This is a genomic window from Verrucomicrobium sp. BvORR034, from assembly GCF_000739635.1.
Lineage (GTDB): Bacteria > Verrucomicrobiota > Verrucomicrobiia > Verrucomicrobiales > Verrucomicrobiaceae > Verrucomicrobium.
In genome coordinates this window covers 1-15,176 of record NZ_BATQ01000079.1, presented here as the reverse complement: position 1 = coordinate 15,176, position 15,176 = coordinate 1, and the positions used below count along the sequence as shown (strand labels likewise).

Here is a 15,176-nt window from a genome sequence, read left to right as displayed (position 1 = left end):
CCGGAGTGGATGCCAGCGATGTCCATCAGAACGAGGACCTTGCTGTCACCCCTCCTGGGCGAACGCAGATTCTTGTTCTCCAGGGGTATCGCTACGCTCAACCCTGGCTAATGGCTGGGATTTCTCCGGAATCCACTGCCCCACCGCCATCACCCGCACCATCCCGCGCCACCAAGAGCCGGGACGGCTCTTCTACATTCCCTTCGGCGGATTCTAGTAGTTTCCTTTACCCCCCACCACCACTCCACCACTCCACCACTCCACTCCGCCCCGCCCCGCCCCGCCCCTTCACCAAACCCTCACAACTCCTTCACGTCGAATTCACACCTCAGGACTTCCCACCGCATCGCCACTTCGGCATGCTGGCGGGAGCCTGATGAAACAACCTCCGCCATCCACCCTCCCCAAGCGTACCTGCCATCCAGCAGGCTGGCCGGTGTTCTTTGGTTGCGTGGGACTTTACCTCTCCGCCTTCTATCTGGCAGATCTCGTGCTTCTCGCCAGCTCCTCAGGTTCGTGGAGCAACATCGGTTTCATCCTCCGACAGGCTCCGGGGCCGCTGATTCACGGGATCGTTCCCGCACTGGGATCGCTCGTCTGCCCGATTGGGCTGACTTTCATCTTCCTCCCCCTGGCGCTGGACTGCCGCCGCCGATTCCTGATGGCCGTCGCCGGCCCGCTCTTGGCACTGACCGTGATCATGATCTGGTCTCAGGTTCGCGAGCCACACACCTCTCAGAGGCGGATCGAGCGCCTCAGCGAAACGCCCCTGCCGCAGAGGCATCGGAACTACCTCGCCTATCACCCGCTGGGGAGCACCACCTTCACGTATGCCATGATGGGCATCAGAGAGTACTGTTCCTTCGAGCTTGATCCTGAGTCCCTGCGTCAGTTTGTCGGATCCCGTCAGCCCTCCACCAAGCGTCAAGTACGGCTGCAAGGGTCTCCGTATCGTGTGGGAGACCTTCCCGTCGAGCTGGGCTGCGATCCCCTGGATCCCGATGCCGTGTTCTATGAGTTGAGTGCCGGAGCCGATATGATCGTCCGCCCTGGCTCTCCACGGGTCCTAATCGTCTGTTTTCAGTATGCGCATTGAGCCCGCCGGATTGCGCCTCCAACGGTGCCACTCACACCTTCTCACCTCCCCGCTGTAACTTCCCCACCTCACCCGTCGTCTTGTCCCCTGCATGAATCTCCTCCACCGCGGCCTGCTGCTGGCCCTGCTCCTGCCCACCCTCCCCACTGTCGGAGCCCCGCCGGTCACCAATGAAGTGATCCTGGAACGCATCGGCAATCATCCGATCGAAGCCCATTTCGACCTTCCTTACGCAGGCAACACCAATCCCCGTCAGATGGTGGATTTGTATGTCCCAAAGAATCGCACCGTGAGCACGCCCCTGCCCGTGGTCGTGTTCATCCACGGCGGCGCCTGGATCGGCGGTGACCGCAAGAGCGCCGCCGGAGCCCTGGGCGGTCTGTTGCTCAATGGCAACTACGCGGGCATCTCCGTAGGCTACCGCATGAGCACAGAGGCCAAGTGGCCCGCACAGATCTATGACTGCAAGGCCGCCATCCGTTGGATTCGCGGGAACGCCGCCAAGTACAACCTTGATCCCGACCGCATCGCCGTGTGGGGCGGATCCGCCGGCGGACACCTCGTCTCCCTGCTGGGCACTTCCGGTGGCGTCAAGGAACTGGAAGGAGACCTTGGCCCCTTCAAAGATCAAAGCAGCCGGGTGACCTGTGTCGTGAACTTCTGCGGCCCCGAGGATCTGACGCTCCCGCTCATGAACCAGGATGGCAAGATGGTCTCCGCCCTGGATGATCCCGCCGTGGTGGGCCTGCTGGGCGACGGTGACCGGACCCTCTCCGGCAAAGCCGCCTCCCCCGTCACCTACGTCTCGGCTGACGATCCTCCAGTCCTGACCGCCCATGGCACCAAGGATCTGCGCGTCAGCTTCGAACACGCGACCTTGATCGACAAGGCCCTCAAGCAGGCAGGCGTCACCTCCCTGTTGATTCCTCTTACCAACGGAGGTCACAGCTTCCACAGCGACGAACTCAACAAGCGCATCTTCCAGTACCTGGAGTGGCAACTGCGCGGCGTGAAATCGGAGATCTCCACCGAGCCCATTTTGGTCGGGCCGTAGGCCCATAGATGCTCCGGAAACTTATCCCTCATCGGGAGGCAAAGGTGTTAGCCGGGCCGACAGGGACGTTTGATGCGGCATCCCTCGCGGCCCTGCAGCCCCTTGGGCACGCGATCGCGTTTCACGATTCAAACATCGCATACCAGGAAGTTAGTGCCTGCCAGGAAACCTGGGGGCTGACATGGAGGTGTTGATGGCGAGGGGGGGGCGAAGCAGATGCAGTCGGCCTTCCCACCTGATCATCTCCTGCGACGCTACCCAAGGTTGACTCGCTTAGGGCTCGTCCAACCTTGGGCTGTGCTACAGATCCCATACTGGGATCAACTTCGGTCTGAGGCGGGCCTTCTCAAGGGGGTTCCTTGGCTGCCACCCCGAGCGCGGCGATTGGTCTATTCTCCTCACTTCGTCGACTACGACCGGGCTTGACGGTCGCACGACAGAACGCATCCCCAAACATCTTCTGTATCCGCACCCACCCCGACGGCTCACGCCTCGACTCTCACCCACTGGTATTTGATCGCCAACGACTCAGCGCCCCTGTAGTTGTCGACGTGAGGAGGCACTAGCTGAAGCGTCTGCAATCTATTGCTTCACGCCAGGTCACCAAGCTTCGACAAACTCAAGATCTGGAGGCCGACTTCACCCTCTCCCGCCCCATCGCCATCGACACCTCCACGACCGTCAACCGCCTCCTCCCTCCGCAACCAAGAGCCGAGACGGCTCTTCTACCTTTCCTCCACCACTCCACCACTCCTCCCTCCCACTTCCGCACGCCTCCCCCGCCCTGACTTTTTGTGACGGCTCCCTACGCATTTATCCCATTACCCCCTCAATTAGCCCGTTTTATCGCCTCTCCACAGGGCACTCCGCACGCACCAAGCCAGATCCTGCCCGCTGATTCCGTATGTTTGTCCTGATGGACAGACAGATTCCGCGCCGGCATTTCCCCAGCCCAAGATGTACCCGCTCACGCCCCAGCGTGGGGCGACTGGGATACATCGCGACGGCGCTGTTCTGTTTCACGCTCAGCGCCCCTGGCGCTGAGACCACCGAGGCACCTCAAAAAAACCCGCCTCTCAACTTCGTCAACGACATCGAGCCGATCCTGACCAAGGCAGGGTGCAACTCCGGCGGATGTCACGCCAAAGCGGGCACCGGACAGCGCGGATTCCGCCTCTCCCTGCTCGGCTTCGAGCCTCAGGAGGACTACGAGTACATCGTCAAAGAGGGCAAGGGACGCCGCGTCTTCCCCGCCGCGCCAGAGCAGAGCCTGCTGGTGCTGAAAGCGGCCAACATCGTCCCTCACGGTGGGGGCAAGAAACTCGATCCCGCTTCGCACGAATACGCCACCCTTGTGCGCTGGATCCGCGAAGGAATGGCCTATGGACGGCCCGAGGATGCCAAGCTGGCGAACATCACAGTGGAGCCTTCCGTCTTGTCCATGAAGGCCAAGACGACCCAGCAGCTCAAAGTCACCGCCCGCTTCACCGATGGCTCGACTCGCGACGTCACCTCACTGTCTCTCTACGAAGCCAATGACAAAAGCATGGCGGAGACGACCGAGGAAGGGCTCGTGACCACGCAGGACATCCCTGGCAACGTGGCCGTGATGGTGCGTTATGCCGGGCAGGTCTCCGTCTTCAGCGTGACCATTCCACTGGGAGCCCCAGTGGAGGTTCTCCCTCCTGCGAAGAACTTCGTGGATGAGCATGTCTTCGCCAACCTCAAACGGATCGGCATCCCCCCTTCACCCGTAGCAGACGATGCCACGTTCCTGCGCCGCGTCTCTCTCGACATCGCGGGCCGGCTGCCCACGCTGGAGGAGGTCCAAGCCTTCCAGACATCCCAGGCATCTGACAAACGAGATCAAGCCATCGAGGCACTCTTGAGCAGCCCGGACTATGCCGACTACTTCGCCAACAAGTGGACCGCCCTGCTCAAGAACAAGCGAGATGACGCGGCTGATATTACCGCCAACTTTGCCTTCCATGCCTGGATGCGGGACAGCCTGCTGGCCAACCGCCCCTACGACGACATCGTGCGCCAGATCCTGGCGGCCACCGGCACCATTGTCTCCAATCCCCCGGTGGCCTGGTACAAGCGGGTGAAGGAACCCCATCTGCAACAGGAAGACGTGGCGCAGCTCTTCCTGGGCGTGCGCATGCAGTGCGCCCAGTGCCACCATCACCCGTTCGAACGCTGGAGCCAGCAGGACTACTACAGTCTCTCCGCCTTCTTCAGCCAGGTGGGTCGCAAGCCCACCGCGATTGCCGGGGAGGATCTCATCTTCCACAAGCGGGGCACGGCCCAGCTGGAGAACAAAAAGACCCGCACGCCCGTGAAGCCCGCCGCTCTGGGTGGCCCCATCCTGGAGATCGCCCCCGATGATGATCCGCGCCTGCAACTCGCGGACTGGATGGGAGCCAAGGACAACCCCTTCTTCGCCACCGCCCTGGTGAACCGTTATTGGAAACACTTCTTCAAGCGTGGGCTCATCGAACCTGAGGATGACATCCGCGATTCCAATCCCGCGACCAATCCTGCCCTCCTCAGCGACCTGGCCAAACACTTCGTCGAAAGCGGGTTCGACCTGAAGGAGGTCGTGCGAGTCATCACCCGCAGCCAGACCTACCAGCTCAGCGCCATGCCCAACGATCACAATGCGGTGGACCGGCAGAACTTCTCCCACTTCTACCCCAAGCGCATGCAGGCCGAGGTCTTGCTGGATGCGATCAACCAAGTGACAGGTGCCCAGTCCGACTTCGCCGACCTCCCACCCGGCACCCGCGCCATCTCCCTGCCGGACAACAGCTACAACCGCGCCTCCCCCTTCCTGAAAGTCTTCGGCCGGCCTGAAGGGGCCAGTGTGTGCGAATGCGAGCGGGTGCAATCCTCCAGCCTGGCCCAGAGCCTGCACCTCATGAACGCCGCGGATGTGAAGGCCAAGCTGGCCGTGAGCAACGGTCGAGCAGACCGCCTGAGCAAGGCGGAGAAATCTGTGCCCGACCGCATTCGCGAGCTTTACCAGGCCGCCCTCTCCCGCGAGCCCACCGCTGAAGAAATCCGACTCAGTGAGACCCACCTGCTCAAGCCGCGACTGGATGCGCAAGACAAGCCACTCCCAGCCGCCCAAGCCCTCCGCCAGGGCTACGAGGACCTCATCTGGGCGCTCGTGAACACCAAGGAGTTTCTCTACAACCACTAACGCAAACCGCTCCCTTTTCATGACTAGCAGGCACTTGTTCCTCCCCACCTTGGGCGTCGCGGTCTCCGTATGGTTCGCAGCGGCCTCTCCCACCCTTGCGCAGCAGGTCACCCTCCCGTTGCCCCGACTGCTGACCGTCATGCCGATGGGGGCCCAAGCTGGCGGTTCGGTGGAAGTCACCATCACGGGTGAGAATCTGGAAGACGTCACGTCCCTTCAGTTCTCCTCCCCCCAAATCACCGCCCGCCCCGTAACGGGTGCCGACGGAACTCCCGTGCCCAACAAGTTCCTCGTGAGCGTTGCCCCAGGCACCCCTGCCGGCGTGCATGATGCCAGAGTGCTCTCCAGACTGGGCATCTCATCCGTGCGGGCCTTCGCCGTGAGCAACTTAAAGGAAATAACCCGCACCGCGGCGAACAACACGGTGGAGTCGGCCATGGCGCTGGAGCTCAACTCCATCTGCAACGCCAGCATGACCCGCCGTGCCGTGGATCACTATGCGTTCCAGGCCAAACAGGGGCAACCCATCGTCGTGGATTGCGCGGCGGCAGGCATCGATTCACGGCTGACGCCCGTGGTTGTCATCGCCGATGCACAGGGGCGGGATCTGCTGGTGAACCGCACTGGAGGCCGCCTGAACTTCACGCCTCCGGCCGATGGACGTTATCTCATCAAACTCAATGACCTCACCTTCCAGGGCGGTGAGCGCTACTTCTACCGGCTGGCCTTGCAGACCACCTCTGGACAGGCACCTCTTCCCCGCCAGCCTGAGACCCAGACCGTGAGCGCCATGTCCTGGCCACCCGCTGGCCTGACAGCCACCCCCGCCAACCGCGAAGCGGAACCCAACAACCGCGCCCCAGAGGCTCAAAAGGTCTCCCTGCCCTGCGACATTGGCGGCAGCTTCTATCCCGCTGCGGATGTGGACACCTATGAGTTCGCGGCCAAGAAGGGCGAGACCTGGTGGGTGGAGGTTGCCTCCGAGCGCCTCGGCCGCGACACAGACCCCTTCGTGCTGGTGCAGCAAGTGAAGCAGGCGGATGGGAAAGAGACGCTCACCGATGTGGCGGAGCTCTACGACATCCCTAGCCCCATGAAGCTCTCCTCGAATGGGTACGCCTATGATGGCCCGCCCTACAACGCCGGCTCCCCGGATGTGAACGGGAAATTCGAGGTAAAAGAGGACGGCATCTACCGCCTGCAATTGCGGGATCTCTTTGGCGGCACCCGCAGCGATCCGGACAATGAATACCGGCTGTTGGTCCGGAAAGCCGCCCCCGACTTCTCTCTGGCCGCCTGGGGCGTGCACATGACCCTCCGCAATGGTGACCGCGCCGCCCTCTCCAAGCCCATGGCCCTTCGGGCTGGCGAGTCCCGGGTCTTTGAAGTGGTGACCCAACGGCGTGATGGCTTCGACGGAGCCATCGAGCTTGCCATGGAAGGTCTGCCCACCGGCGTCACCGCCACGGGCCTGAAGATCGGTGCTGGCAAGTCCTACGGTCACCTCATCCTCACCGCCGCCAGCGATGCTGCTGCGGGCATTTCCCTGGCCAGTATCACCGGCAAGGCTGTCATCAATGGCCAGGAAACCCTCCGTCCCTGCCGGATGGCCACCATGAAGTGGCCCGTAAAGGACGCGAAGGGTGAAATCCCTGCGCCTCGTCTCATGGCCGATGTCCCGGTGTCAGTGAGCAACTCTGAGCCAGCGCCTCTCACCATCGAGCCCGCCGACAGCAAGGTCGTGGAGGCCACGGTGGGCACCACGGTGACGATCCCGCTGAAGATCACCTGGCGCAACGAGTTCACCGGTACGTCTCTCAAGCTCAAAGCGTACGGCGATGGTTTTGCCGGGGTGAAGGAAATAGACATCCCGATGAAGGCGGAGACCACAACCCTCACGCTCGACCTCGCCGCGCTCAAGCTTCCGGTCGGGGAGCACGCGCTGGCCCTCTATGGCACCGCTGTGAGCAAGTACCGCTACAACCCCGCCGCCGTGCCCCTGGCAGAGGCGGAACAGAAGAAAGCCGAACTGCTGGCCCAAGCGGCTGCCGAAGAGGCCAAAAAAATCGCCGCCACCGATGCCGCCGCAGCAAAGGCTGCTGCCGCAAAAGCTCAACAGGCGGGTGCCCTGATGGCGGAAGCCACCAAGAGGATGAAGACAGTCAGCACCACGGCGGAACCCCGGGACACCGTGGACATCGTTGTTTCATCCCCCATCCGGCTCTCCGTGAAACCCGCCCCCGTTGCCTCTGCCGCCACGACCTCCAGCAAACCGTGAACCGCTGAGTTCCCGTCGCTTTCATGAATTCATCCGCCCACAACATGACGAGACGCCGGCTCCTGCAGACTGCCGCAGCGGGCTCGTTCCTTGGTCCCGCCTTGATCCAGGGTGCCGAGGCCCCAGGCTCAGGGTTCGCAGCAGCCTCCACGTCAGGCTCGCTGCGGGCCGGTTTTGCCATCGATGACGTCCGCGTCCGGTTGTACAGCCCCCAGGTGACGGAGCCGGTGAAGCTCGTGATGCTGGCAGACACCCATCTGTTTCGCGATGACGAGCGCGGCGCCCCCTTCCGCGAGTACAGCGGCCGCATGGCCAAGGCCTACAACCAGACCAAGCACTTTCGCACCCTCCAGCCCACCCAGCCGGAGGCCTGTTTCGAGGAAACTATTCAAACGGCCCAGAAGGAGCATGCAGCCGCCGCGCTGCTGGTGGGTGACATCGTGAGCTTCCCCTCGGAGGCGGCCATCGAGTGGGTCCAGTCCCGGCTGGCCCCGTTGAACGTTCCCTGGCGCTACACGGCGGGCAATCACGACTGGCACTACGAAGGCCTGCCCGGCACCTCGGCAGATCTCCGCAAGGAGTGGAGTGAAAAGCGCCTCCTACCCCTGCACCAGGGAGCAAACCCGCTGATGTCCGCCTTGGATGTCGGCGGAGTCCGCGTGGTCATGTTGGACAACTCCACCTATGAGATCCTGCCGGAGCAGTTGGCGTTCTTCAAGGCCCAGGTGGCCACGGGCAAGCCCCTCGTGCTGATGGTGCACATCCCCCTCTATGCTCCGGGGCGCCCAGTCGGCTTTGGCTGCGGTCATCCCGCCTGGGGCGCCAAGGTGGACAAGGGCTTCACCATTGAACGTCGCCCTCCCTGGCGGCAGGAGGGGCACACCGCCGTGACCCTGGAGTTTCACCGCGAAGTCTTCGCCGCCCCCAACCTCCTGGGCGTCTTTGCCGGGCACACCCACAAAGCCTCTCTGGACGTCCTCCATGGCATCCCTCAAATCGTCGCCGGTGCCAACGCCACCGGTGCCCACCTCATCATCGAGGTGCTCTACCCGCCCACGGTCTGACGACCACTCCCGCTTTCCTCGTTATTTCCTTTTCTCCCTCGTGAAACTTCCCCTGGCAGCCTTCCCTTTGATTCTGGCCACCACTGCGCATGCAGCGGGTGAGCCCCTCGAGTTCTACAAGGATGTGCAGCCCTTTCTCAAGGCGAACTGCATCTCCTGCCACAACAAGACCACGACAAAGGCTGGCCTGAACATGGAAACGCCCGAGGCGATGAAGGCGGGAGGAGACTCCGGTCCAGCCCTCATCACCGGAAAGGGAGCGGAGAGCCTGGTGGTACAGGCCTCACGCCACCAGAACGACATGGAGATGCCCCCGGCCAACAACAAGTCGGGCGCAGTCAATCTCACCCCTGGCGAAATCGAACTGCTGAAACTCTGGATCGACCAGGGTGCCCCGGTCGCCCAACAAGAGGTCCGGCAGGTGCAATGGCAGCCTCTGGCCGCGGGTGTGCATCCCATCTACGCCGTGGCGGTCACCCAAGATGGACGTTTCGCCGCCTGCGGCAGGTCCAACCGGATCTTCATCTACGATCTTGCCACCCGGCAGCTCGTGTCTGAACTGCACGACGCCACCGCTCCTGGAAAAGCAGCCCACCGCGGCATGGTGCAGACCCTGGCCTTCAGCCCGGACGGCACGCGACTGGCGAGCGGCAGTTTCCGTGAAGCAAAGCTGTGGAAGCTGGCCCCCGCCACCCCAGCGGCCCCGGCGGCACCGACAACTCCCCACCCTGTTGACCCCGCCTGGCTGAAGAAGACTGAGGAAACTACCAAGAGCAAGATCACCAGCAGCACCACCGCCCCCCAGGGAACAAGGATCGCCACCGGCAGCGCGGATGGCGTGGTCCGGCTGTGGGAGAAAGATGCCGCCAAACCCACGCTGGAACTGCGCGGCACCTACACCGACCTTCGTCAGACGGCCGCACTGGAGTGGGCGCTGGGACTGCAGACGCTGGAGCAGGCCTTCCAGAATGCGGAGATCGCCCGTATTGAGGCCCAGAACAAAGCACTGGAGGAACTGCTGAAGAAGGCCAACGAGACCATCGCGGCCATGCAAAAGCTTGTTCCCGAGAAGCAAAAAGTCGTGAAGCCCACCACAGACGCCAGGGACCTGGCGCAAAAGGCGGTGGATGAACTCACCACCAAGCTGGCCGCCCTTCCCGCTGACAAGCCCGACCCAGCTCTGGTGAAATCGCTCAAGGATGCCCAGGACAAGCTCATCACCACGCGAATGACGGAGACTTCCGCGTTGGCAGCCGTCTCAGCAGCAGAAAGCAATCTGAAGGACGCACAGGATGAGGTGAAGCGCATCACGGACACCAAGACGCGGAACGCAGACGGCGTCACTGCCGCCAAGGCTTCGCTGGCCGCCTCCCAGGCCACCGCCGCGAAGGTCACGGAAGAGGTGAGCACTCTCAAAAAAGATGCGGCCAAACCTTCGTCACCCCCAGTGGCCCTGGCTTTCTCCGCCGACAGCCAGCAGATCGGGGCCGTGCTGGAGGATGGCTCCATGCGCCTCTGGGCCGTCGCCAGCGGCGCACCTCTGGACGCCTCCAACAAGGAAACAACCCACACCTCGCTTTCATCCGGCCCCGATGGCGCTTTTGTCCTGACCCGGAGTTCCACCCGCGCCACCCCGGCCGCTCCAGAATGGAAGCTGGAGCGCACCTACGGCGGGGATGCCGAGCCGGACCGGTTCGCCGACCGGGTCAACGCCGTGACCTTCAGCCCGGATGGCACCAAACTGGCCGCTGGCAGCGGAGAGCCCTCCCGATCCGGGGAGGTCGTCGTCTTCGAGACCGCCACAGGCAAGCCCCTCCAGACACTGAAGGACCTGCACGAGGACGCGGTCCTCAGCCTCGCCTTCTCACCCGACGGCAAGCTACTTGCCTCCGGCGCAGCGGACAAGATCGCGAAGGTCACAGACGTCAGCACAGGCCGGCAGGCCAATGCCTTTGAAGGGCACACCCACCACGTCACCGGCGTGGCCTTCCGCGCTGATGGGCGCGTGCTGGCGAGTTCTGGTGCCGATGGCGTCGTCCTCACCTGGGACATGCTCGCCGGTGAGCGGCGCAAGAAGATCGAGGGCTGGACCAAGGAGGTCACCGCCCTCCAGTACATTGGATCCTCGAACCAGCTCGTCACATCGGCCGGAGACAATCTGGTCCGCATTGTCAGCGACGACGGCACCCAGGTGCGCGCAATGGCCAACCTGCCCGACTACATGCAAGCCGTGGCCAGCGCACCAGGAGGCGGCTTGATCATTGCGGGAGGTGAAGACAGCACCCTCCGCGTGTGGGACCGGGCCAGCGGCAGGGAACTGGCTGTTTTCACGCCCTCAGGCACCTCCCCGCCATGATGGTTTTGTCACCACACCTGATAGCGATGCCCTTCACCGGCCCCGGCCGCGCAAGTCTTCCAGTCTCCAGCCCGTAATCCCCCTCACTCAACGCCACCATGTCCTCCATCATCACCCCTTCCAAACTGGTCCGCTGCGCAGGCCCGCTGAGCTGGAGCCGGCGCAGCTTCATGCAGGTCGGCCTGTCGGGTTTTGCCTCCTTGACCTGGCCGGGGCTGCTCAAGCTGCGGGCGGAGAACGCCGTGAAACCTGGGCATGAGCGGAAGGCGATCATCATGGTGTGGCTGCCAGGGGGGCTCTCCCATCTGGACTCTTACGACCCCAAACCAGAGATCGGCAGTGAGTATCGGGGCCCGTTCAAAACGATCAGCACCAAGGTTCCCGGCACCCACTTCACGGAGCTGTTGCCCCACCACGTCCGTATCGCGGACAAGTTCACGGTGTTGCGCTCGATGAATCAGAAGGCCGGCGGCCATCCGGCAGGATCCATGCAAATGCTGTCTGGCGACGCCGACACGCGGGACAAACCCAAGCCCCGCCTGCCCGACTGGATGTCGGTGGCCCACTACCTGAGATCCAAGGAAGGCAAGCGTACCAATCCCCTGCCCAACTACATCGGCGTCAATCCTCCCCTGGAGTACAATGGTCCCGCCTACCTCGGCGATGCCTATGCACCGTTCTCCGTGACGGATGATCCGAACCGTCCCAACTTCCAGGTGCCGAATCTGGGCCTGGCTGATGATGCCGAGACGCGCCGCCTCAGCGAGCGGGTCGCCCTGCGGAAGAGCCTTGACAAGATGGAACGTGCCTTTGACCGGGAGGGTGAACTGGGCGCACTGGATGAGTTTGAAACCCAGGCGATGACGCTGCTCACCAACCCGCAGACACGCGACGCGTTTGACCTGAACAAAGAAGATGCCGCGACCCGTGATCGCTACGGCCGCAACCGCTGGGGTCAGCAGCTTCTGCTCGCCCGCCGCCTCGTGGAGTCAGGCGTGGAGATGGTCACCAGCAGCCTGAGCGGCCCCTTGTGCGGCCGTGTGGGCAACTGGGATGACCACGCCGTGAACCATCATCAGTTTGAAGCCCTGCGTTTCCGCATGCCCAACTATGACCAGGCGGTGGCCGCCCTCATCGAGGACATCTACGCCCGCGGACTGGACAAACGGGTGCTTGTGGTCGTAACGGGCGAGTTCGGCCGCACACCCAAGATCAGCTTTGACCGCAGCACCGGTGCAGGTGACGCCAGCGCGCCTGCTGGAACCCTCCAGCCCGGTCGCGACCACTGGCCACGCGCCTTCTCCAACATCTGGGCCGGCGGCGGCATCCAGACGGGCGGCATCATCGGTGCGACGGACAAGCGGGGCGAGGATGTGATCGAGCGACCCTGTGGCCCGGGGGACTTCCTCGCCACCATCTACCATCACCTGGGGATTGACTCGTCCAAGATCACCATCAACGATCTGAATGGTCGTCCCACGCCGATTGTGGATCACGGGCGGCCCATTGCGGAGCTCGTGGTCTGACATCCCGCGCCCCTCCGGATGGGAGTTTCCTGAAACCCAATTCCCCTCTTGTGTAGTGCCCCATCCCTTCCGGCTGCTCACAGCCAGCGCCTTCGTCCTTTCACTCGGCCCCTGTCCAGTAGACGCCGCTGACGCGGTGCCGGGCAGCGCCTCGTCAGCCCTCGTTCTCTCGCCCCGCACGCAACACTTGGGCAAGGCAGGCTCCTGGGAATGGGAGCACTACAAGGACAAGCCGGTGGATGCCGAGCGGCTCGATATCTCTTTTACCGCCCAGCCCAACGCCACCGCCTGCACCCTCCATCTGTGGCAGAGGGACGTGAAGCTCAACTGGCCCGTCTTCTTGAACAACAAGAAGCTGGGCAACCTCACCACCGCAGAGACTCCGTTGGAAACGGTGCTGGAGATCCCTCCCGGCACCCTGGTGGAAGGCGAGAACAAGCTGTGCATCGAGGCCCCGCCTTCGCTCGATGACATCGAAATCGGACCCGTCTCCATCACCCATCAGCCTCTGGTGGCCGCGATTGGTGGGGCATCGGTAAAAGTGGGCGTAACGAACAAGGCCGACGGATCACCTCTCCCGTGCCGGTTGACCCTTACTCGTCGAGACGGCACCCTCCAGCCTCTGCGGGCCGAACCCGCCGCCCAGGTCACCACGCGAGTAGGCGTCGTGTATGCGGCGCAGGGACAGGCCTTGCTCTCCATCCCCCCCGGAGACTATGTACTCCACGCGGGACGGGGTTTCGAATGGGGCGTGGAGAGGCGGGAGTTCACGGTAAAACGTGGCGAGACGCTTGATATGCAGCTGGCTCTTAACCGCGAGGTGGACACCACCGGCTGGATCGCGACCGACAGTCACATTCACACCCTCACCCACAGTGGCCATGGTGACGCCACCATCGAGGATCGCATGCGCACCATCGCGGGTGAAGGGATCGAACTGGCCATCGCCACCGATCACAATCATCACACCGACTACGGTCCTGCTGCAGCCTCCACAGGCACGACACCCTACTTCACCGGTGTGCGTGGGAACGAAGTGACCACCAAGGCTGGACACTTCAACGCCTTTCCCGTGGATGCCGCCGCGACTCCGCCCAATCAGCAGGAACTGGACTGGGCCAAACTCATCCCCTCCATTCGTGCCACCCCGGGTGTGAAGGTGGTGACGCTCAACCACCCACGCGACCTCCACAGCGGATTCATCCCCTTTGGCGGCATGATGTTCAATCCCAAGACCGGGAAGCACCGCCATGCCTCCGTTCTGGACATTGATGCCGTCGAGGTCATCACCTCTGCCGCCATGCAGTCGGACGTGCACCTGCTCTATCGCGACTGGTTTGCCCTCCTGAATCGCGGCCACCGAATCTCTGCCATCGCCTCCAGCGACAGCCACGATGTGAACCGCTTCATCCTCGGCCAGGGCAGAACCTATGTCGCGACGGATGATGCGAACCCCGCCAACCTCAAGCTCGACGAGGTGTGGCGCAGCTACAAGGAGGGACGGCTTCTGGTCAGCCTGGGCCTGCTGACCCAGATCAAGGTGAACGACCGCTATACAGTGGGCGATCTCGCCACCAAGCTGGGCGAGCATCTCAAGGTACAGGTCACCGTGAGCGGACCGTCTTGGGTGACAGCTGACAAAGTGGGACTGTATGCCAACGGCATCCTCATCGGGGAAATGCCGATCTCTTCCCACCACAAGGGAGGCGTGAAGGGCGTGGTCAACTTCGAAGTGGAGAAGCCCGCGCACGATGTCCATCTCGTCGCCATCGCCACCGGCCCCGGCATCACCGAACCCTTCTGGGAGATCCCCCGCCCCTACCAGCCCAGCAGCAAGACTTTCATCCCGAAAGTGATCGGCTCGACCAACCCCGTCTGGATCGATGCTGACGATGACGGCCAGTTCCATTCCGCCTACGCCATCGCCCAGGCCCTGGTGCACCGGGAAGGTGGAGACGGTGTGAAGCTCAAGGAAATGCTGAAAGGCTATGATGAAGCAGTGAGGACGCAGGTGCAGTCGTTGCAGGGCGGCGAGGCGGTGGAGTAGAGAGGGCGGGGACCATCGGCTCAGTCGCCGCAAGGACGCGCGATCAATCAACCTGCAACGTCCTCCACCCCATCCCACACCCCAAGGAGCGGCGGTTTGTGCTTGCACAACCGCCGATCGGAACCGGAGAGATCGACCACCAACTTCCCAACCGCCTGGTGCACCCCATCGGCTGCTATCCACCCAGGCAACCTTGTTCTCCGCCCTCTTCGCTCCCAAACCGACCGGGACCGTCGGACTACCCCGACGCGACAGCTACTGCGTTGTCTGCCGGGACTCGCAATCAAACAACCCTTCAACATTCTCCTCCCTCGAACGGCTCGCCCCATCCAACACCTGAAAACACCCGCAGCAGCCAGCGCCCTGCTGCAAACGCGCCAATTGGCGAAAGTCACAAGGGGCGCAAAAGCGGTGATCCTCACCGCAGTCCCAAAAGCGCTGCGCGCTCGGGCGGGGAATGGGCTATCAGGTGTTGAAGCCGTCAGGCCATCGACGTCGGAGGCTTAGCGAAATCCCCCTCACCGACCACGCCCAACACCTGAGCGCGCAG

8 protein-coding genes are annotated in these 15,176 nt (G+C 63.0%); all 8 read left to right on the top strand.

The annotated features are described in order from the left end of the window. Positions 1-376: 376 nt before the first annotated feature. The 8 genes from BV034_RS13835 (at position 377) to BV034_RS13800 (ending at position 14,626) form a co-directional block, all read left to right on the top strand. Positions 377-1,096, top strand: coding sequence for a hypothetical protein (locus BV034_RS13835; protein WP_050027601.1), 720 nt, complete (start codon positions 377-379; stop codon positions 1,094-1,096). Positions 1,097-1,187: 91 nt separating this feature from the next. Continuing rightward, entirely contained in the window at positions 1,188-2,150 is a 963-nt protein-coding gene (locus BV034_RS13830; RefSeq protein ID WP_050027600.1) for an alpha/beta hydrolase, read from the top strand. Positions 2,151-3,129: 979 nt separating this feature from the next. Further along, positions 3,130-5,355: a DUF1549 domain-containing protein gene (locus BV034_RS13825; RefSeq protein WP_050027599.1), complete on the top strand. Its 2,226-nt coding sequence runs from the start codon at positions 3,130-3,132 to the stop codon at positions 5,353-5,355. 19 nt (positions 5,356-5,374) lie between these two features. Further along, entirely contained in the window at positions 5,375-7,633 is a 2,259-nt protein-coding gene (locus BV034_RS13820; protein ID WP_050027598.1) for a hypothetical protein, read from the top strand. Positions 7,634-7,656: 23 nt separating this feature from the next. Continuing rightward, on the top strand, positions 7,657-8,697 hold the full coding sequence (locus tag BV034_RS13815) for a metallophosphoesterase (protein WP_050027597.1): 1,041 nt from the start codon (positions 7,657-7,659) through the stop codon (positions 8,695-8,697). A 40-nt stretch (positions 8,698-8,737) separates the two neighbouring features. Beyond that, positions 8,738-11,053, top strand: coding sequence for a c-type cytochrome domain-containing protein (locus tag BV034_RS13810; RefSeq protein ID WP_050027596.1), 2,316 nt, complete (start codon positions 8,738-8,740; stop codon positions 11,051-11,053). Positions 11,054-11,151: 98 nt separating this feature from the next. Continuing rightward, the gene (locus tag BV034_RS13805; protein ID WP_050027595.1) at positions 11,152-12,579 is read left to right on the top strand and encodes a DUF1501 domain-containing protein; all 1,428 of its coding nucleotides are present in this window, start codon (positions 11,152-11,154) and stop codon (positions 12,577-12,579) included. Positions 12,580-12,634: 55 nt separating this feature from the next. Then, entirely contained in the window at positions 12,635-14,626 is a 1,992-nt protein-coding gene (locus tag BV034_RS13800; RefSeq protein WP_050027594.1) for a CehA/McbA family metallohydrolase, read from the top strand. Positions 14,627-15,176: the final 550 nt, after the last annotated feature.

Bases quoted from the DNA above. Each gene is read 5' to 3' on its own strand.
- BV034_RS13820 (WP_050027598.1), top strand. From the start codon at position 5,375: ATGACTAGCAGGCACTTGTTCCTCCCCACCTTGGGCGTCGCGGTCTCC.
- BV034_RS13815 (WP_050027597.1), top strand. From the start codon at position 7,657: ATGAATTCATCCGCCCACAACATGACGAGACGCCGGCTCCTGCAGACT.
- BV034_RS13830 (WP_050027600.1), top strand. From the start codon at position 1,188: ATGAATCTCCTCCACCGCGGCCTGCTGCTGGCCCTGCTCCTGCCCACC.
- BV034_RS13805 (WP_050027595.1), top strand. From the start codon at position 11,152: ATGTCCTCCATCATCACCCCTTCCAAACTGGTCCGCTGCGCAGGCCCG.
- BV034_RS13835 (WP_050027601.1), top strand. From the start codon at position 377: ATGAAACAACCTCCGCCATCCACCCTCCCCAAGCGTACCTGCCATCCA.